Source organism: Streptomyces sp. NPDC003023, assembly GCF_042888225.1.
Taxonomy (GTDB): domain Bacteria; phylum Actinomycetota; class Actinomycetes; order Streptomycetales; family Streptomycetaceae; genus Streptomyces.
The window spans coordinates 587,224-603,881 of sequence record NZ_JBIAPL010000004.1; the positions used below are offsets into that span (position 1 = coordinate 587,224).

At 70.4% G+C, this 16,658-nt stretch carries 17 protein-coding genes; 9 read left to right on the forward strand and 8 right to left on the reverse strand.

Going from position 1 to position 16,658, the window contains the following annotated elements; translation table 11 throughout:
- From nadC to ACFYV1_RS17855, 7 genes are all read left to right on the forward strand, one after another.
- A complete protein-coding gene (nadC, locus tag ACFYV1_RS17825) occupies positions 1–1,005 on the forward strand; it encodes a carboxylating nicotinate-nucleotide diphosphorylase (protein ID WP_389396395.1) in 1,005 nt (334 codons plus the stop codon).
- The gene (locus tag ACFYV1_RS17830; RefSeq protein WP_389396396.1) at positions 1,005–1,802 is read left to right on the forward strand and encodes a type III pantothenate kinase; all 798 of its coding nucleotides are present in this window, start codon (positions 1,005–1,007) and stop codon (positions 1,800–1,802) included. The genes nadC and ACFYV1_RS17830 overlap by 1 nt, the downstream gene beginning before the upstream one ends.
- A 231-nt stretch (positions 1,803–2,033) precedes the next feature.
- The gene (locus tag ACFYV1_RS17835; protein WP_389396458.1) at positions 2,034–2,633 is read left to right on the forward strand and encodes a hypothetical protein; all 600 of its coding nucleotides are present in this window, start codon (positions 2,034–2,036) and stop codon (positions 2,631–2,633) included.
- Between the two features lie 178 nt (positions 2,634–2,811).
- Positions 2,812–2,985 (forward strand): hypothetical protein, encoded by a 174-nt coding sequence (locus ACFYV1_RS17840; protein ID WP_389396397.1) that lies wholly within the window; start codon positions 2,812–2,814, stop codon positions 2,983–2,985.
- A gap of 106 nt (positions 2,986–3,091) precedes the next feature.
- Positions 3,092–3,487 carry a BlaI/MecI/CopY family transcriptional regulator gene (locus ACFYV1_RS17845; protein WP_389396398.1) on the forward strand — a complete coding sequence of 132 codons (396 nt, stop codon included), beginning with the start codon at positions 3,092–3,094 and terminating at the stop codon, positions 3,485–3,487.
- Positions 3,488–3,496: 9 nt separating this feature from the next.
- Complete coding sequence (locus ACFYV1_RS17850; RefSeq protein WP_389396399.1) at positions 3,497–4,024, forward strand: amino-acid N-acetyltransferase; 528 nt, start codon at positions 3,497–3,499, stop codon at positions 4,022–4,024.
- 145 nt (positions 4,025–4,169) lie between these two features.
- Positions 4,170–4,505: an Lsr2 family protein gene (locus tag ACFYV1_RS17855; RefSeq protein ID WP_389396400.1), complete on the forward strand. Its 336-nt coding sequence runs from the start codon at positions 4,170–4,172 to the stop codon at positions 4,503–4,505.
- On the opposite strand, the gene ACFYV1_RS17860 is transcribed toward ACFYV1_RS17855, so the two are convergent.
- Positions 4,484–5,050: an SCO3374 family protein gene (locus ACFYV1_RS17860; RefSeq protein ID WP_389396401.1), complete on the reverse strand. Its 567-nt coding sequence runs from the start codon at positions 5,048–5,050 to the stop codon at positions 4,484–4,486. The two genes, ACFYV1_RS17855 and ACFYV1_RS17860, sit on opposite strands and share 22 nt — an antisense overlap.
- A 431-nt stretch (positions 5,051–5,481) precedes the next feature.
- On the opposite strand from ACFYV1_RS17860, the gene ACFYV1_RS17865 reads away from it, so the two are divergent.
- Positions 5,482–8,007 (forward strand): ATP-dependent Clp protease ATP-binding subunit, encoded by a 2,526-nt coding sequence (locus tag ACFYV1_RS17865; protein WP_389396402.1) that lies wholly within the window; start codon positions 5,482–5,484, stop codon positions 8,005–8,007.
- Between the two features lie 106 nt (positions 8,008–8,113).
- Here ACFYV1_RS17865 and dacB read toward each other — a convergent pair whose 3' ends face one another.
- Complete coding sequence (gene dacB / locus ACFYV1_RS17870) at positions 8,114–9,715, reverse strand: D-alanyl-D-alanine carboxypeptidase/D-alanyl-D-alanine-endopeptidase (RefSeq protein ID WP_389396403.1); 1,602 nt, start codon at positions 9,713–9,715, stop codon at positions 8,114–8,116.
- A gap of 563 nt (positions 9,716–10,278) precedes the next feature.
- On the opposite strand from dacB, the gene ACFYV1_RS17875 reads away from it, so the two are divergent.
- Positions 10,279–10,959: a M23 family metallopeptidase gene (locus ACFYV1_RS17875; RefSeq protein ID WP_389396404.1), complete on the forward strand. Its 681-nt coding sequence runs from the start codon at positions 10,279–10,281 to the stop codon at positions 10,957–10,959.
- Between the two features lie 56 nt (positions 10,960–11,015).
- Here ACFYV1_RS17875 and cseC read toward each other — a convergent pair whose 3' ends face one another.
- From cseC to ACFYV1_RS17905, 6 genes are all read right to left on the reverse strand, one after another.
- Positions 11,016–12,380: a two-component system sensor histidine kinase CseC gene (cseC, locus tag ACFYV1_RS17880; RefSeq protein ID WP_389396405.1), complete on the reverse strand. Its 1,365-nt coding sequence runs from the start codon at positions 12,378–12,380 to the stop codon at positions 11,016–11,018.
- Between the two features lie 10 nt (positions 12,381–12,390).
- Positions 12,391–13,095 (reverse strand): two-component system response regulator CseB, encoded by a 705-nt coding sequence (cseB, locus tag ACFYV1_RS17885; RefSeq protein WP_389396406.1) that lies wholly within the window; start codon positions 13,093–13,095, stop codon positions 12,391–12,393.
- Between the two features lie 21 nt (positions 13,096–13,116).
- Entirely contained in the window at positions 13,117–13,785 is a 669-nt protein-coding gene (locus ACFYV1_RS17890) for a hypothetical protein (RefSeq protein WP_389396407.1), read from the reverse strand.
- A complete protein-coding gene (locus ACFYV1_RS17895) occupies positions 13,773–14,345 on the reverse strand; it encodes a SigE family RNA polymerase sigma factor (RefSeq protein ID WP_389396408.1) in 573 nt (190 codons plus the stop codon). Before ACFYV1_RS17895 ends, ACFYV1_RS17890 begins: the two co-directional genes overlap by 13 nt.
- 177 nt (positions 14,346–14,522) lie before the next feature.
- On the reverse strand, positions 14,523–15,437 hold the full coding sequence (locus ACFYV1_RS17900; RefSeq protein ID WP_389396409.1) for an A/G-specific adenine glycosylase: 915 nt from the start codon (positions 15,435–15,437) through the stop codon (positions 14,523–14,525).
- Positions 15,438–15,909: 472 nt separating this feature from the next.
- Positions 15,910–16,563 carry a phosphatase PAP2 family protein gene (locus tag ACFYV1_RS17905; protein WP_389396410.1) on the reverse strand — a complete coding sequence of 218 codons (654 nt, stop codon included), beginning with the start codon at positions 16,561–16,563 and terminating at the stop codon, positions 15,910–15,912.
- Between the last annotated feature and the right edge of the window lie 95 nt (positions 16,564–16,658).

The following is a 16,658-nucleotide window of genomic DNA, read 5'->3' on the forward strand; positions in this document are numbered from 1 at the left end:
GTGAGCACGCCCGATGAACGTCCGAGCCCCGTGGACGTACCGCTGATCCAGATCGGCGCCCCGGCCGGCGACAGCTGCGGGGACGACTGCGGCTGCGCCGAAGAGGCGTACGAGTGCGGGCTCGACCCCGCCCTCGCCACGCTCCTTGCCGAGGCCGGTCTCGACCCGGTCCAGGTCGAGGACATCGCGCACCTGGCCATCGAGGAGGACCTCGACGGCGGCGTCGACGTGACCAGTGTGGCGACCGTCCCCCAGGACGCCGTCGCCACCGGCGACTTCACCGCCCGTGAGGCCGGGACGGTCGCCGGGCTGCGGGTCGCGGAGGCGATCCTGTCGATCGTGTGCACGAACGAGTTCGAGGTGGAGCGGCACGTCGAGGACGGCGACCGGGTCGAGGCCGGCCAGAAACTGCTCTCCGTCACCGCGGGCACGCGCGACCTGCTGACCGGCGAACGCAGCGCCCTCAACATCCTCTGCCGGCTCTCCGGCATCGCGACGGCCACCCGCGCCTGGGCCGACGTCCTCGAGGGCACCAAGGCGAAGGTCCGCGACACCCGCAAGACCACGCCCGGCCTGCGCGCCCTGGAGAAGTACGCGGTCCGCTGCGGCGGGGGCGTGAACCACCGCATGTCGCTGTCCGACGCAGCGCTCGTCAAGGACAACCACGTGATCGCCGCGGGTGGCGTCGCCGAAGCCTTCAAGGCCGTCCGGGACCGCTTCCCCGACCTTCCGATCGAGGTGGAGGTCGACACCCTCGACCAGGTCCGCGAAGTGCTGGACGCGGGCGCCGACCTGATCCTGCTCGACAACTTCACCCCTGCCCGGACCGCGGAGGCCGTGGCGCTCGTCGCCGGCCGCGCGATGCTGGAGTCCTCCGGCCGCCTCGTGCTCGACAACGCCCGCGCGTACGCGCAGACGGGCGTCGACTACCTCGCGGTGGGCGGGCTGACCCACTCCTCCCCGATCCTCGACATCGGCCTCGACCTCCGCGAGGTCGAGCGCTGATGCTGCTCACCATCGACGTCGGCAACACCCACACCGTCCTCGGACTCTTCGACGGCGAGGAGATCGTCGAGCACTGGCGCATCTCCACCGACTCGCGCCGCACCGCCGACGAGCTCGCCGTGCTGCTGCAGGGCCTGATGGGCATGCATCCGCTGCTCGGTGACGAACTCGGCGACGGCATCGAGGGCATCGCGATCTGCTCCACGGTCCCCTCCGTGCTGCACGAGCTCCGGGAGGTGACCCGCCGCTACTACGGCGACGTCCCCGCCGTCCTCGTCGAGCCCGGCATCAAGACCGGTGTGCCGATCCTGATGGACAACCCCAAGGAGGTCGGCGCGGACCGCATCATCAACGCGGTCGCCGCGGTCGACCTGTACGGGGGCCCGGCGATCGTCGTCGACTTCGGTACGGCCACGACGTTCGACGCGGTCAGCGCGCGGGGGGAGTACGCGGGCGGCGTGATCGCGCCCGGCATCGAGATCTCCGTCGACGCGCTCGGCGTCAAGGGGGCGCAACTGCGCAAGATCGAGCTCGCCCGCCCGCGGAGCGTGATCGGCAAGAACACCGTGGAGGCGATGCAGTCCGGCATCGTCTACGGCTTCGCGGGTCAGGTGGACGGCGTCGTCCAGCGTATGAAGCGCGAGCTGGCAGAGGACCCGGAGGACGTGACGGTGATCGCGACGGGCGGCCTCGCGCCGATGGTCCTGGGCGAGGCGGCGGTGATCGACGAGCACGAGCCGTGGCTGACGCTGATCGGGCTGCGGCTGGTGTACGAGCGCAACGTCTCCCGCATGTGACACCGCTCGGTCGGGTCCCGGCGCGTGTCCGTGACGCTCCGCCCTCCCGGCCGGACGGGCCCGGCCGCGCCCCGGGGCGCGGCGCCTTCTGTGCACTGCCTCGGCGCGGTCCGGTCCGGGACTCGGGCCGCGTCGTGCCGCGCCGCGCCCACGGGTGGAGCGTTAAGCGGATTTTGGGCAATTAGGACGTAGCGTCGGGACATGCCCACGCCATACGGATCCCGTGGCGGCATGGCGTTCGGTGCGGACGAGCTGCGTGTGCTCCGACGCGCCCTCGCCGTCGCCCTTCACCCCGTCCCCCTGGCCGACGACGACGTCCAGGAGTGTCTGCGCCTGGCCGACTCCGTGGACGAGGCCGTCCGCGAGGCAGGCCGGCTGCACGCGTTCCTCCTCTCCGACCTCGCCCGCTACCGCGACGCCCTGCCCGGCACGGCCACCGGCTATCTGGAACGCCTCCAGGACGCCCTGGCGGCCGGCTACGAACCCCGTCCGGACGATCTGGCCGCCCTGCGGGGTCTGCGTGGCAACCCGGCCGCCGCGGCCGTCCTGCGTCGCTGCCGGGCGCTGACCGAGCAGACGGTGCGCGGCCGGATCGCCGGCCGCGTGGTCACCGTCCCGGCGCCCGCCGAGGCGCCCCGCCGCGTACGCCTCACGGCGCTCCCCGGTGGCCGCGCCGCCGACGCGCCCAAGCCCAAGCCGCAGCCTCAGCCGGAACCGCGGCCGCAGCCCAAGCCGCCCGCGCCGGACGACCGGCCCGTGCCCAAGCCCTCCGAGGTGTTTCCGCCACGCCGGAAGCCCGTGCCGCCGCCGGAGCAGTGGGCCGTCGGCTGAGGGCTGTCCCGTAATCCGCCGTGGATCGGCGCGCGGCGTCAGATGCGGTGCATCGCGAGGCGGAGGGTCGACCTCGTGCTGGATGTACCCGGGCGTTTCGACAACGCGGCGAGGTGCCGTGGCTGTCGTCGTGCGCCCAGCGGGGATTGCGGGACAGTCCTTGGTTACCCTGGACGGCATGGACTACGTTTCCGCGCTCGTGCCCCCCGTGGTGATGGCCGCCTTCTTCATCGGCCTGGTCGTGACGATCGTCAAGAGTCAGGGTGGCCCGAACAAGGCCAAGGAGGACGCGGTCGTGGACGCCGCCCTGGCCCGTGCGGATTCCGGCCCGCAGGCCGGACGCGACAACTGAGAGCCGTCCCGGGGACGGCGGTGGACGTACGGCGGAATCTCCGCCGTGCGTCCTTTTTGTTACGTCAATAGTCGGTTGATCACAGATCTCCCACTATGGTGGCAATGTGCCCCGCCAATTGGGAGAGCTCGAAGACGCCGTCATGACACGGATCTGGCAATGGAACCGGCCGGTGACGGTCAGGGAAGTGCTCGAGGACCTGCAGCAGGAACGGTCCATCGCCTACACCACCGTCATGACGGTAATGGACAATCTTCATCAGAAGGGCTGGGTCCGCAGGGAAGTCGAGGGCCGGGCCTATCGATATACGGCGGTCTCCACCCGCGCCGCCTACTCGGCCGCACTGATGAACGAAGCCTGGTCCAAGAGTGACAACCCCGCGGCGGCTCTTGTCGCCTTCTTCGGCATGATGTCGGCCGAGCAGCGCGAGGCGCTGCAAGCCGCTGTACGTCTCGTTCAGGGGACCGAGCCCGCCGAGGACCCCCGACCGCCGGGGCGATAGCGTCGGGTCATGTCTTATGCCGCAGCAAATGCCTTCACCGTCCGGAGGGCGAGGACCGGTGATGTGCGTGACGTGCGCCGACTCGTGGATCCCTACGTCGGTGAAGGCATCCTGCTCGACAAAGCGACGGTCACCCTTTACGAAGCGATCCAGGAGTTCTGGGTCGCCGAACGCGACGAGGACGGACTCGTTGTCGGTTGCGGCGCTCTCCATGTGATGTGGGAGGACCTCGCCGAAGTTCGTACTCTCGCCGTCGACCCCGCCTTCAAGGGTCACGGCATCGGCCACCGGGTTCTCGAGAAGCTGGTGGCAACGGCGGGCAGGCTGGGAGTGCGCAAGGTTTTCTGCCTCACCTTCGAAGTGGACTTCTTCGGTAAGCACGGCTTCGTCGAGATCGGTGAGACTCAGACGCCGGTGGACACCGATGTGTACGCCGAGCTCCTGCGTTCCTATGACGAGGGTGTCGCCGAGTTCCTCGGGCTCGAACGAGTGAAGCCGAACACCTTGGGCAACAGCCGGATGCTTCTGCACCTGTGATCGGTGCCGGATGCCCGGATCCCTATGTCCGAATCGCGCACGTTTCCCGCGTTCTCGCGGTTGTGAACCTCTGTCAAGGGTTTGTGTTTTCCAGAGAAAAGCGGTTTCCTTTCCGCGTACTGCATTTTCGATGAAAGGAAATCCGGTGGCACAGAAGGTTCAGGTCCTTCTTGTCGATGACCTCGACGGTGGCGAGGCGGACGAGACGGTGACGTTCGCTCTGGACGGCAAGACCTACGAGATCGACCTCACCACCGCCAATGCGGACAAGCTCCGGAGTCTGCTCGAGCCGTACGCGAAGAGTGGCCGGCGCACCGGTGGCCGCGCCGCGACCGGTCGCGGCAAGGGTCGCGCGGCGGCCGGCGGCAACAAGGACACCGCCGAGATCCGCGCCTGGGCGAAGGCGAACGGCTTTGAAGTCAACGACCGCGGCCGAGTTCCCGCGACGGTTCGTGAGGCCTATGAAAAGGCCAACGGCTGATCGGTGGTCCGACGCGCATTCGTGCGTGCCGTACGCAGCAGCCGGACGCGGTGGCACTCTGTCGCCGCCGTGTCCACCAGCCGTACGAGATCGGGGGCACCTCCACTGCCCCCGAGTCCGGTGAGAGCCGGAAGCGGTTCCTCGCGCCCCGGTACCGGGGGGCGCAGCCACACGGCGGCTCCCTGAGCGCCAGGACGCCCGGGCGGCGGCGGAGCGGTGATCGCTCCGCCCGCGCCGAGGGCGGTCAGATCGAGATCCACTCCGCGCCATTCCAGCCAGTCGAGCAGCCCCGGCAGCTCCTCTGCGCTTCCCGCGGCCACCAGCAGCCGCATTCTCCGCCCCATGAGGGCGACGGGGCCGGTGCGGGCCACCCGGCGCAGCACGGCGGCTCCGGCGTCCACGGGCAGATCGAGGACGTCGAACCGCAGCCCGGTCGCCAGGCGGACGGGGCTGCCGTCCGTCGCCGCCCAGCCGAGCTCGCGGCGGTACCACCGCGCGGCACTGCCGTCGAAGGGAGTGCGGGGTGGCGGGACCGTCAATGGCATGTCCCGGGAACTTGGAACCCGTCCCGGAAGTTACGGAGGGTGTGACATCCGTTGCGGTTCGTCGCGGAAACGGGGACGCCGAAGCGCGTGGAACGGCGCAAGGTTGTTCGCCCGTAGCTGAGGGACGGGGTGCGTGCCGCATGGAGTGTCAGTGACGGCGGGTAAGACATTCCTAGTGGGGAGGGGCGACACGCTCGCAGGGCAGTCTCACGTTCGCCATCGGCGTAGTGATGGTGGGGGTAACTGCCTGGCCTGCGGGAACATCGTCTCGCACCATCGGGTTGGAGCAGTTGTCGGCGTTCAGGGGTCAGGAGGCCACAGACGGGTGTCGGCAGTTGGAATGAGCGGTCCCCGCTTGCGGGACTAAGCTGCGGAAGGACAGGGAGGGGACCGACCCCTTACTGCCTGACCGCTCTGAGGAGCGATTAACGATGTTCGAGAGGTTCACCGACCGCGCGCGGCGGGTTGTCGTCCTGGCTCAGGAAGAAGCCCGGATGCTCAACCACAACTACATCGGCACCGAGCACATCCTCCTGGGCCTTATCCACGAGGGTGAGGGTGTCGCCGCTAAGGCCCTGGAGAGCCTCGGGATTTCGCTCGAGGCGGTCCGCCAGCAGGTGGAGGAGATCATCGGTCAGGGCCAGCAGGCCCCGTCCGGCCACATCCCCTTCACGCCCCGTGCCAAGAAGGTCCTGGAGCTTTCGCTCCGCGAGGCTCTTCAGCTGGGCCACAACTACATCGGCACCGAGCACATCCTGCTCGGCCTGATCCGCGAGGGCGAGGGCGTCGCCGCCCAGGTCCTCGTGAAGCTGGGCGCCGATCTCAACCGGGTGCGGCAGCAGGTCATCCAGCTGCTCTCCGGGTACCAGGGCAAGGAAGCCGCCACGGCAGGCGGCCCGGCCGAGGGCACTCCCTCGACCTCCCTCGTCCTCGACCAGTTCGGCCGGAACCTCACCCAGGCCGCTCGTGAGTCCAAGCTCGACCCGGTCATCGGGCGCGAGAAGGAGATCGAGCGGGTCATGCAGGTGCTGTCCCGCCGTACCAAGAACAACCCGGTCCTCATCGGCGAGCCCGGCGTCGGAAAGACGGCGGTCGTCGAGGGCCTGGCGCAGGCCATCGTCAAGGGCGAGGTGCCCGAGACCCTCAAGGACAAGCACCTCTACACCCTCGACCTGGGCGCGCTGGTCGCCGGCTCCCGCTACCGCGGTGACTTCGAGGAGCGCCTGAAGAAGGTCCTCAAGGAGATCCGCACCCGCGGCGACATCATCCTGTTCATCGACGAGCTCCACACCCTGGTGGGTGCGGGCGCCGCCGAGGGCGCGATCGACGCCGCGAGCATCCTCAAGCCGATGCTGGCGCGAGGCGAGCTGCAGACCATCGGCGCCACCACGCTGGACGAGTACCGCAAGCACCTGGAGAAGGACGCCGCGCTCGAGCGCCGCTTCCAGCCCATCCAGGTCGCGGAGCCGTCGCTGCCGCACACCATCGAGATCCTCAAGGGCCTCCGCGACCGTTACGAGGCGCACCACCGGGTCTCCATCACGGACGAGGCGCTGGTCCAGGCCGCCACGCTGGCCGACCGGTACATCTCGGACCGCTTCCTGCCGGACAAGGCGATCGACCTGATCGACGAGGCCGGCTCCCGGATGCGTATCCGCCGGATGACCGCGCCGCCGGACCTGCGCGAGTTCGACGAGAAGATCGCCGGTGTCCGTCGTGACAAGGAGTCCGCGATCGACTCCCAGGACTTCGAGAAGGCAGCCTCGCTCCGCGACAAGGAGAAGCAGCTGCTGGCGGCGAAGGCCAAGCGGGAGAAGGAGTGGAAGGCCGGCGACATGGACGTCGTCGCGGAGGTCGACGGCGAGCTGATCGCCGAGGTCCTCGCGACCGCCACCGGCATCCCGGTCTTCAAGCTGACCGAGGAGGAGTCCTCGCGTCTGCTGCGCATGGAGGACGAGCTCCACAAGCGCGTCATCGGCCAGAAGGACGCCATCAAGGCCCTTTCGCAGGCCATCCGCCGTACGCGAGCCGGTCTGAAGGACCCGAAGCGCCCCGGTGGCTCGTTCATCTTCGCCGGCCCGTCCGGTGTCGGTAAGACCGAGCTCTCCAAGACGCTCGCCGAATTCCTCTTCGGCGACGAGGACGCGCTGATCTCCCTCGACATGTCGGAGTTCAGCGAGAAGCACACGGTTTCCCGTCTCTTCGGTTCGCCCCCCGGATACGTGGGCTACGAAGAGGGCGGCCAGCTCACCGAGAAGGTGCGCCGGAAGCCGTTCTCCGTCGTTCTCTTCGACGAGGTGGAGAAGGCCCACCCCGATATCTTCAATTCCCTTCTGCAGATCCTGGAGGACGGTCGTCTGACCGACTCCCAGGGCCGCGTCGTGGACTTCAAGAACACGGTCATCATCATGACGACCAACCTCGGGACGCGGGACATCTCCAAGGGCTTCAACCTGGGCTTCGCCGCACAGGGCGACGTCAAGTCGAACTACGAGCGGATGAAGGTCAAGGTCAACGAAGAGCTGAAGCAGCACTTCCGGCCCGAGTTCCTCAACCGCGTCGACGACACGGTCGTCTTCCACCAGCTGACCGAGGAAGACATCATCCAGATCGTCGACCTCATGATCGCCAAGGTGGACGAGCGTCTGAAGGACCGCGACATGGGCATCGAGCTCAGCGCCACGGCCAAGTCGCTCCTCGCCAAGAAGGGCTACGACCCCGTCCTGGGCGCCCGGCCGCTGCGCCGGACGATCCAGCGCGAGATCGAGGACATCCTGTCGGAGAAGATCCTCTTCGGCGAGCTGCGCCCCGGTCACATCGTGGTCGTGGACAGCGAGGGCGAGGGTGAGGAGAAGAAGTTCACCTTCCGCGGCGAGGAGAAGTCGGCTCTGCCGGACGTCCCGCCGATCGAGCAGGCGGCCGGTGGCACCGGTCCGAACCTCTCGAAGGACGCGTGACGCCCTCGCGGCCCGCGTGATGTGACGGTGGCCGGGCCCCGGACCCCATTGGGTCCGGGGCCCGGCCCCTTTTTTCGCCGATGCGGCGCTCAGCCGCCCACGCGGGTCAGCAGGACGCCGGTTTCCGCCAGGAGCATTCGAGGCCGGCCTCGGGTTCCGCGGTCCGGGTCCCGGGGGACACCCGGGCGATGGCGTCGCCCTCGGCCGCCGTGTCGGAGGAGGCCAGCGTGACGACGACCGCGTCCTCGATGCTCTTCACCGAGGAGGCGAGGTAATTGTTGAGGACCACGCTGTAGACGAGCTCGCGGCCGCCCGCGTCGGTGACGTAGCCCGACAGTGCGGACGCGCCTGTGAGGGAGCCGGTCTTGCCGACGGCATTGAGCGCGGCGGGGGTGCCGCACATGCGGGACCGCAGGGTGCCGCCGACCTCCCGGTCGGGAGCGCAGGCCACCGGGAGGGACGCGTACCAGTCCGCGAACCAGGGGGCGTCCCGGACCGACAGCAGCAGGGTCGCCAGTTCTTCCGCCGGGAACAGGTTCATCCGGGACAGGCCGGAGCCGTCCGCCTGCCGGAGCGTGGACGTGGAGACGTCCTCCTCGGCCAGCTGGGCGCCGATCGCCGCGAGGCCGGCCTCCCATGTGCCCCGGCCGGACGTGTGGTGGCCCATGGTCTTGGTCAGCGCCTCCGCGTGCATGTTGTTGGAGAGCTTCATGAAGGGGTGCATCAGCTCCTTGAGCGGCATGGAGCGGTGGGAGGCGAGCAGCCGCGCCCCGGGTGGGGTCGGACGGCCGAGGCGGGTGCTGCCGTGGACCCGTACGCCGTGTTCGGCCAGCGCGTCCGCGAACACGGCGGCCGCGTAGCCGGTCGGTTCCCAGACCGCGATCCACTCTTTGGAAGTGGCCGCGCCGACGGGGACGGCGCCGTCGACCGTGATCGTGTTGGTGCCGTGCTCCCGCGAGACGGCCAGGGTGTCCGGCCTGCCCTTCTCGACCGTGGTGGCGCCGATCTCCACACGTACGTAGTCGGTCGGAGGGGTCAGCCTCACCGCCGGGCGGTCGCCCGGCCGCTTGCCGGGTGTGACCTCGACGACGACCGTGCCGGCGTCGTAGTCGGTGTCCGGGGCGAGAGTGAGCGCGGAGATCTGTGCGGAGTAGTAGGCGGACTCGTCGTCTGCGGCCCAGGAACGTCCGAGGCGCTGGTCGTCGAAGCGGGTGTCGTCGGCGACGAGACGCCCGGTGACGCTTTCGACGCCTGACGCGGCGATGTCGGCGGCGAGCCGCCCGTAGTCAGCGGCGAGCAGCGTCGGGTCACCGCTGCCGCGCAGGTACAGGTCGCCGAAGAGGGTCGGGCCCCGGCGGTGGCCGGTGGCCAGCACGTCGGTGCTGTAGCGGTGCTCGGGGCCCAGGACGGCCATGGCGGCGGCCGAGGTGGCGAGCTTCGTGTTGGAGGCGGGCATCAGACGGTCGTCGCCGTCGCGCTGATAGAGGCGCTCGCCGGTGGTGGCGTCCGCGATGACGACGCTCACCGCCCCGCCGTCCATTCGCGGGTCGGCGAGGACCTTGTCCAGCGCGCCCTTGAGACCGGTGTCGGAGGGGCCGGCCCCGGCCGGCGAGCTCCAGGTGAGTGTGCAGGCGAGGCCGACGGCCAGGGGCCAGATCCATGCGCGGTGCGGCGCGCGGCGACGTACACGAACCAGGGGTCTGCTCATGACGGGAGGATCCCGGAAGGCGGGGTCCTCGGGAAGGACGCGCGGCGGGTCTTCCGGGCGCTGATTTCCGCCGGTTCATGTGGCCCCGGTCACCGGATCGGCCCTTTTCCACGCGAATCCACCCGCCTTCACGAGTGCCGTTTCAGGTGGCCTGGCTCACGATTCCGGGGGTCTCGCGGGGACCCCGCAGTGACAAGGCGCACAGGCCGTTCCGAGCCTACTACGCGGCTTAGTGACCCGTATATCCGTTTTGACCCACGGGGTGGAGGTGATGGGCCCGGGACCTTCGGCCTCCCGGGCCTCCGGGCGGGAAGGGGGAGCGCCGTTCCCGCAGCCCCATGGGCCGGAAGTGGGCTTAAACCGTCTCGACCGGGGCATAAGTGGTTCCATTTTCAAGCGGCCGGGAGGGGCTGGGGAGGGAGTCAAGGGCCGTATTTCCGGAGCTGTTCCTACGACGTCATGTCGTAGATGGGGGGTTTGAGGCGACTTGGGGGCTCGGGTTACCAATGTGGAGCCAGCCCGGTGAGCGTGCCGGGTCCATTCATGCCTGGAGGTTCTCCCGTATGTCGAAGCGCACCATGATCCAGCTCCGCCCGTCCTCGTCCGTGCTCCGTACCCGTGGTGCCGTCGTGGCCGCCGGACTGAGCGCCGCGATGGTCGTCGGAGCCGGTGCGGGTGTCGCCTCCGCCGATGCGGGTAAGGCGGGCAAGCCGGCCGTCGTCGACGCCGCCTCCGCCGTTGCCGCCCAGGCCGACGCCCAGGCGAGCGCCGCCAAGGCGAAGGCCGCCAAGAAGCCGGCGAAGGCGAAGGCCGCCAAGAAGGCCCCCGCGTGGGTCAAGCCCGTCAGCAAGTACACGCTGACCGCGAGCTTCGCGCAGGGTGGCGCCATGTGGTCCGCCAAGCACTCCGGCCAGGACTTCGCCGTGCCGATCGGCACCCAGGTCAAGGCCGCCGGTGCCGGCACCGTCGTCAAGGCGGGCCCGAACGGCGGCGGCGACGGCCCCGCGTACGGCAACGCCGTCGTGATCAAGCACAGCAACGGCAAGTACTCCCAGTACGCCCACCTGTCGAAGATCAACGTCTCCGTGGGCTCGAAGGTCAAGACTGGTCAGAACATCGCCAAGTCCGGCAACACCGGCAACTCGTCCGGCCCGCACCTGCACTTCGAGATCCGCACGACCGCCAACTACGGCTCGGCGCTCAACCCGATGTCGTTCCTGCGCTCCGCCGGCGTCAACCTGTGACGCACGCCTGAGCCGCACCACCAGGCCTGATGGCCCCGCCCCTCCCGGGCGGGGCCTCAGCCTTTGGTCCGCGACCGCTTCCGGCCGCCGGCCCCACGGTCCCGCTCCTTCTGCGGCAGCACCGGGAAGCTCCCGGTGTTCGTCGGCGCGTGCTCCGGCAGCCAGAGCACCGCGATCGCCCCGCCGGAGTCCCCGACCGGCGTCGCGCCCTCGGGCGCCGCGTTGCGGAAGGTCAGCCGGGCGCCGAGCACCCTGGCCTGCCCCGCCGCGATCGTCAGCCCCAGACCGTGCCCCGTGCCTGCCCGGTCGCTCGCACCCGTACGGAACCGGCTCGGCCCCTCCCGAAGCAGCGCCTCCGGAAAACCGGGCCCGTGGTCCCTTACCCGCATCACCCGGCCCTCCACGGTGACCTCGATCGGGCCCCGGCCGTATTTCGCGGCGTTGGTGAGGAGATTGCCCAGGATGCGCTCCAGCCGCCTCGGGTCGGTGTTGACCCAGGAACTGTGCACGATCCGGACCTCCGCGTCGGGATGGAAAACGGCGACCCGGCGGCCGACGAACTCGCCCAGCTCGATCTCCTGCAGCTCGGCCCGCTCGGAAGCGCTGTCCAGCCTCGCCACCTCCAGCACGTCCTCGACCAGCGTCCGCATGGCCTGAGCCCGGTCCCGCACCAGCTCGGTGGGACGGCCGGGGGGCAGCAGCTCGGCCGCCGTGAGCAGTCCGGTGACAGGGGTGCGCAGCTCGTGCGCGATGTCCGCGGTGACCCTCCGCTCGGCCTCGATGCGCTCGTTCAGCGCGTCCGTCAGCGCGTCGACGGCGCGGGCCAGGTCGTCGGTCTCGTCGCGCACCACTCCGCCGATGGCGTCCCGCACCCGCACGTCGTGGATTCCCTGCGCGACGTTCCCCGCCGCCGCGGCGGCCTTGCGCAGACGGCGCGAGAGCTGGCCGCCGATCAGCACACCGAGCGCCGAGCCGGCGAGGACGACGGACAGGGAGCCGATGATCAGGGCCCGGTCCAGGGCCTGCATGACGGCGGCGCTGCGCCCGGCGAACTCGGTGTGCAGCGAGAGCACGTCGCCGTCCGCGAGGGGTACCGCGGCCCAGATCTCCGGCGTCCCATCGTGACCCTCGTCGACGTACGAGCCCCGCCGGTTCTCGCGCATCAACCGCTGGAGCTCAGCGGGGAGCGCCGGATCGTTGATCTTGCTGTTGAAGCGCGGATCCTTGTTCTTGGACGTCTCGTACCAGCGCTGGGCGAGCAGCACCCGGTCCATCTGCACATCGCGGGCGTTGTCGAGCATGGAGACCCGGGCCGCGTTGTGCACGACCAGGCTGAGCGCCATGGCGATCAGCGCACCGACCGCCGCGATGGCGATGCTGATCTTCCAGCGGACGCCGGTACGCAGGACGAGACGCTTCATACGGCCGGCCTCACGCCTTGAGCTTGTAGCCGAAGCCGCGGACCGTCTCGATCCTGTCCTGGCCGATCTTGGTGCGCAGTCGCTGCACATGGACGTCCACGACCCGCGTGTCGCCGCCCCAGCCGTAGTCCCAGACCCGCGCCAGCAGCTTGTCGCGGGAGAGCACGGTGCCGGGGGCGGCGGAGAACTCCAGCAGGAGCCGCATCTCGGTCGGCGTCAGCGACACGGGCAGGCCCGCCTTCAGCACCTCCATGCCCTCGGTGTCGATCGCCAGGTCACCGAAGGTCAACGCCCCGCCCTGTTCCTCCTCCGCCGCCCGGCCCGCGTCCCCCGCCGCGCCGCTCGCGTGCCCGAAGCGGCGCAGCACGGCGCGGATACGGGCGACCAGCACGGCACCGTCGAAGGGCTTGGTGACGTAGTCGTCCGCACCGGCCTCCAGGCCGAGCACCACGTCGATCGAGTCGGCGCGTGCCGAAAGCATGATCACCGGGACGGTCGACTCGTCGCGGATGCGGCGGCACAGACTCACCCCGTCCAGCCCCGGCACCATGACGTCCAGCAGGGCGATGTCCGGCCGGTTCGCGCGGAAGGCCTCCAGGCCCAGCAGCCCGTCGGGCACCGCGGTGACCGTGAATCCGTCCCGTTCCAGCGCGAGCTGGGTGGCCTCGCGGATGACATCGTCGTCCTCGACGAAAAGGACATGGGTCTCGGCCATCCGGCTGCTCTCCCCGTTCTCTCAGTTCTCGCTGGGCGCGGGCGCCTCCGTGGCGACCACCTCGCCCTCGCCGACAGCCCGGCTGAATTCGTTGCGCACCCAGAACTGCCGGGTGAACTTGTCCTGTGACCAGCGGTAGGTGCTCACCTCCTCGCCGGACGGCTCGGCCACCGGGTCGTTCTTCGTGTACACCTGCTTGGTCACCACCAGGTCGCCGCGATCGACCGCCGCGTAGACCGCCGGCTCCTCCACGGCGAACACGTTCTCGTACGACTCGCCCTTCTCCCGGTACACATACGTGCCCATGCCGACCGCGTCCCCGCAGGTCAGCACGTTGACGATGACGTCCGGCGAGTCGTTGCCCGTGAGCTGCGCGTACGAGGTGTCGACGGGATACGAATCCTTCGCACAGGGCCGCAGATCGGCCTTCACCCGGGGGCTGACCTTGGGATCGGCCATCAGCAGCCCGACGGCGTCGACCGAGCCGGTGAACTGCTCCGCGGCGCCGGAAGGCGCCGGTGAGGGAGCGGCCTTGCTCGCGGCCTCCGAGGGCGCCGCGCCCTCGTCCTGCACCCCCGTGCCCCCCGTGGAGCAACCGGTCGCGAGCAGGACCGCGGCGACGAGCCCGGCCGTCGCCGTACCGCTCGCCGCCATGGTCCTGCTGCTGCACTTGCCTCTCAGGCCGCGCACCGCTCCTGCTCCCGTCCGTCACGCCGATCGGCCCGCCGCGTCTCCCGGCGCTCCAGGGCGCGGGCGTCCAGGTCCCGTGCCTCGAGCTCCTGACGGAGCCGGGCGAGCGCCCGGTGCAGCGTGCTCTTCACCGTACCGGCCGACATCCCGAGCGCGGCGGCGGTCTCCTCGGTGCTCATCTGCTCCCAGTGCCGCAGCACGACGACGCTGCGCTGCTTGGGCGCCAGCACCTTGAGCACGTCCATCAGCAGGGCGCGGTCCGCGCGCTGCTCGGTGCCGTCCTCGACGCACGCGTCGGGCAGCTGCTCGGTCGGGACCTCCTCGAGCTTGCGGGCCCGCCACCACTCGGTACGCGTATTGATCATCACGCGGCGAAGGTACGCGTCGGCGAGTGACTTGTCCGCGATCCCGTCCCAGCGGCCGTAGGTGCGCACGAGCGCGGTCTGGAGCAGGTCCTGCGCGTCGACCGGGTCGGGGACGAGGCGCCGGGCACTGCGCAGCAGCGCCTCCTGCCTGGTGCGTACGTACTCCTCGAATTCGAGCACCTCGCCGTGCGCCATTCCAACCGCCTCCGTCCCCGTGAACCCCGTGTGTGCCTGCGTTCCTCGCGTCACAAGAAATTACGGAGCGGTTGTCACGGCGCTGTGCGGAGCAGCCCTCGGACGGCGCACGGCCATCCATCGGTTGTGTAACAGCGGATGTTTCAGCTGGGGTGGAAGGTGGGTACAGGGGGCGGATCAGCCCTGGGGAAGGCGGTAGCGACCGTTCTCCAGCGGCTCGACCAGTCCGTCGGCGACCAGCCCGTCCAGGGCCCTGGCCCGCTGCACCGGCTCGTGCCACACCGCGTCCAGCGCCGCCTGCGGCACGGGATTGAGGGCCTCACGAAGCACGGCGAGCAGCTTGCCGCGGACCTGGCGGTCCGTGCCGGCGTACGTCTGGCCGCGGCGCGCCGGGCCCTCGTGAGCCGGCTTGCCCGCCAGCCGCCAGGCACACCGCTCGGAGATCGGGCAGCGCGCGCAGTCCTCGTTCTTCGCGGTGCACACCAGAGCGCCGAGCTCCATCGAGGCAGCTGCCCAGCGGGCCGCGGTCCGCTCCTCCTCCGGGAGCAGCAGGCGCGCCAGCCTGCGCTCTGCGGCGGTCGTCGCGTTCGGCGGGTACTGGATGCCGGTCGCGGCGCGGGCGAACACCCGGCGGACGTTGGTGTCCAGGACCGCGTGCCGCTGCCCGTAGGCGAACGACGCCACGGCCGCCGCCGTGTACTCGCCGATGCCCGGCAGCGCGAGAAGCTGCGCGTGCTCGGTCGGGACCTCGCCGCCGTGTCGCTCCGTTATCGCCTGCGCGGCACCGTGCAGACGAAGGGCCCGCCGGGGGTAGCCGAGCCGGCCCCAGGCGCGGACTGCCTCGCCGGGAGCCTCCCGCGCGAGGTCGGCGGGGCGCGGCCAGCGGGCCAGCCACTGCTCGTACACGGGCAGGACCCGGTTCACCGGGGTCTGCTGAAGCATGAACTCGCTGACCATCACGCCCCAGGCGCCTGCTTCGGGGCGACGCCAGGGCAGGTCGCGGGCGTGCTTGTCGAACCAGGCGATCACGGGGGTGTGGAGCGAGGCGGGGTCGACGGTGTCGGACGTCTGGGTTACGTGAGTGACAGTCATGGCACACCGATCCTGGCACGTCCGCGGGTGGGTGTGCGGCAACCGCGTCCGCCGGGCACGCCCGGGGGCGTGTCCGGGGGCGTGGAGGTCCGCCCCGCCCGCCCCTCGGTGGGGCGGCAGCCGGGCCGGGGCGGTGTCCCGGCCGGGCCCGGTACGCCGCTGGGCGGGAACCCGGCCTTCCGGGCGGCGCGTCTGCCTGTGGCAGCCGGGGCAAAGAGCCGAGGAGCGGCCGGGGCAAGGAGCTGCGGAACGTCGTCCTCTGCCTGGTGACGGGCCGGGTGCCGCTCCGACGGTGCCGGCCCCGCTCCGGGCCACTCGAGGCAGCCGGTCCGGCGGGGCGGCCCGCTGGACGCCAGGACGTCTGTACGCCGGTTGTGGAGGCGAAGTCCCCGGAACCCGCGCGGCGGCGGGTCCGGGGCCCTGAGCCTCGGCTCCGGAAAAGGGCGGAAGAGGGCGGGGGAGAACCCCCGGATCAGGCGCGGGGCTCGTACGCGTCGCGTTCCGCGGCCACCACGGGCGCCACGCCCGGGCCGGCGAACCACGCCATCAGCGGTGCCCGGCTCGACCGCATGGTGTTCAGCAGTACACCCGCCGGGCGGAGCAGAAGCAGGACGAACACGGTCGCGACGGCCGCGCCGGCCACCAGCCCCGTCAGTACGTCGTGCGGATAGTGGACGCCCACGAAGACCCGGGAGAACGCCATCAGCAGCGCCATCGGCACGGTGAGCAGGGCGATACGCGGCCACGCGAGCGCCAGCGCGATCGCCGCCGCACCGGCGATCGCCGCGTGGTTGCTGGGGAAGGACCAGTCGCCGGGCGGCGGGCACGGCACGAGCGACGCCGCCGCGTCGGCGACCGTGCGGCAGGGACGTTCCTCGTCCACGACCGACTTGAGCGACTCGCTGACCACATAGCCGAAGGCCGTCGCGAGCGGAGCGAGCACCGCGTGGGCGATCGCGCGGGTGTCGCCGGTCCGCGCCCGCCACCAGGCGACGAGGAACAGCACGCCGAAGAGCAACAGCCCCGCCTCCGTCCAGAGTTCGGCGAGGTGCTGCACCCAGGACGGAGTCGTGTGGGCGAAGTCGAGGATGTCCCGGTAGAGATCGCGGGTGATGCTGCTGTCCATGGTCACGGACCGTACCTGCTCGGCCGGGACTGTCACCCCCGGCTATCGTCCACAGCCGCCCCTGACGAAAGTAACGGCCTTGTGAGCCGCGGTCC

What these genes read in the sequence shown, in the direction of transcription:
- ACFYV1_RS17830 (WP_389396396.1), top strand. Translation starts at nt 1,005, where the DNA reads ATGCTGCTCACCATCGACGTCGGCAACACCCACACCGTCCTCGGACTC.
- ACFYV1_RS17835 (WP_389396458.1), top strand. Translation starts at nt 2,034, where the DNA reads ATGGCGTTCGGTGCGGACGAGCTGCGTGTGCTCCGACGCGCCCTCGCC.
- ACFYV1_RS17840 (WP_389396397.1), top strand. Translation starts at nt 2,812, where the DNA reads ATGGACTACGTTTCCGCGCTCGTGCCCCCCGTGGTGATGGCCGCCTTC.
- ACFYV1_RS17850 (WP_389396399.1), top strand. Translation starts at nt 3,497, where the DNA reads ATGTCTTATGCCGCAGCAAATGCCTTCACCGTCCGGAGGGCGAGGACC.
- ACFYV1_RS17860 (WP_389396401.1), bottom strand. Translation starts at nt 5,050, where the DNA reads ATGCCATTGACGGTCCCGCCACCCCGCACTCCCTTCGACGGCAGTGCC.
- ACFYV1_RS17865 (WP_389396402.1), top strand. Translation starts at nt 5,482, where the DNA reads ATGTTCGAGAGGTTCACCGACCGCGCGCGGCGGGTTGTCGTCCTGGCT.
- dacB (WP_389396403.1), bottom strand. Translation starts at nt 9,715, where the DNA reads ATGAGCAGACCCCTGGTTCGTGTACGTCGCCGCGCGCCGCACCGCGCA.
- ACFYV1_RS17875 (WP_389396404.1), top strand. Translation starts at nt 10,279, where the DNA reads ATGTCGAAGCGCACCATGATCCAGCTCCGCCCGTCCTCGTCCGTGCTC.
- cseC (WP_389396405.1), bottom strand. Translation starts at nt 12,380, where the DNA reads ATGAAGCGTCTCGTCCTGCGTACCGGCGTCCGCTGGAAGATCAGCATC.
- cseB (WP_389396406.1), bottom strand. Translation starts at nt 13,095, where the DNA reads ATGGCCGAGACCCATGTCCTTTTCGTCGAGGACGACGATGTCATCCGC.
- ACFYV1_RS17895 (WP_389396408.1), bottom strand. Translation starts at nt 14,345, where the DNA reads ATGGCGCACGGCGAGGTGCTCGAATTCGAGGAGTACGTACGCACCAGG.
- ACFYV1_RS17900 (WP_389396409.1), bottom strand. Translation starts at nt 15,437, where the DNA reads ATGACTGTCACTCACGTAACCCAGACGTCCGACACCGTCGACCCCGCC.
- ACFYV1_RS17905 (WP_389396410.1), bottom strand. Translation starts at nt 16,563, where the DNA reads ATGGACAGCAGCATCACCCGCGATCTCTACCGGGACATCCTCGACTTC.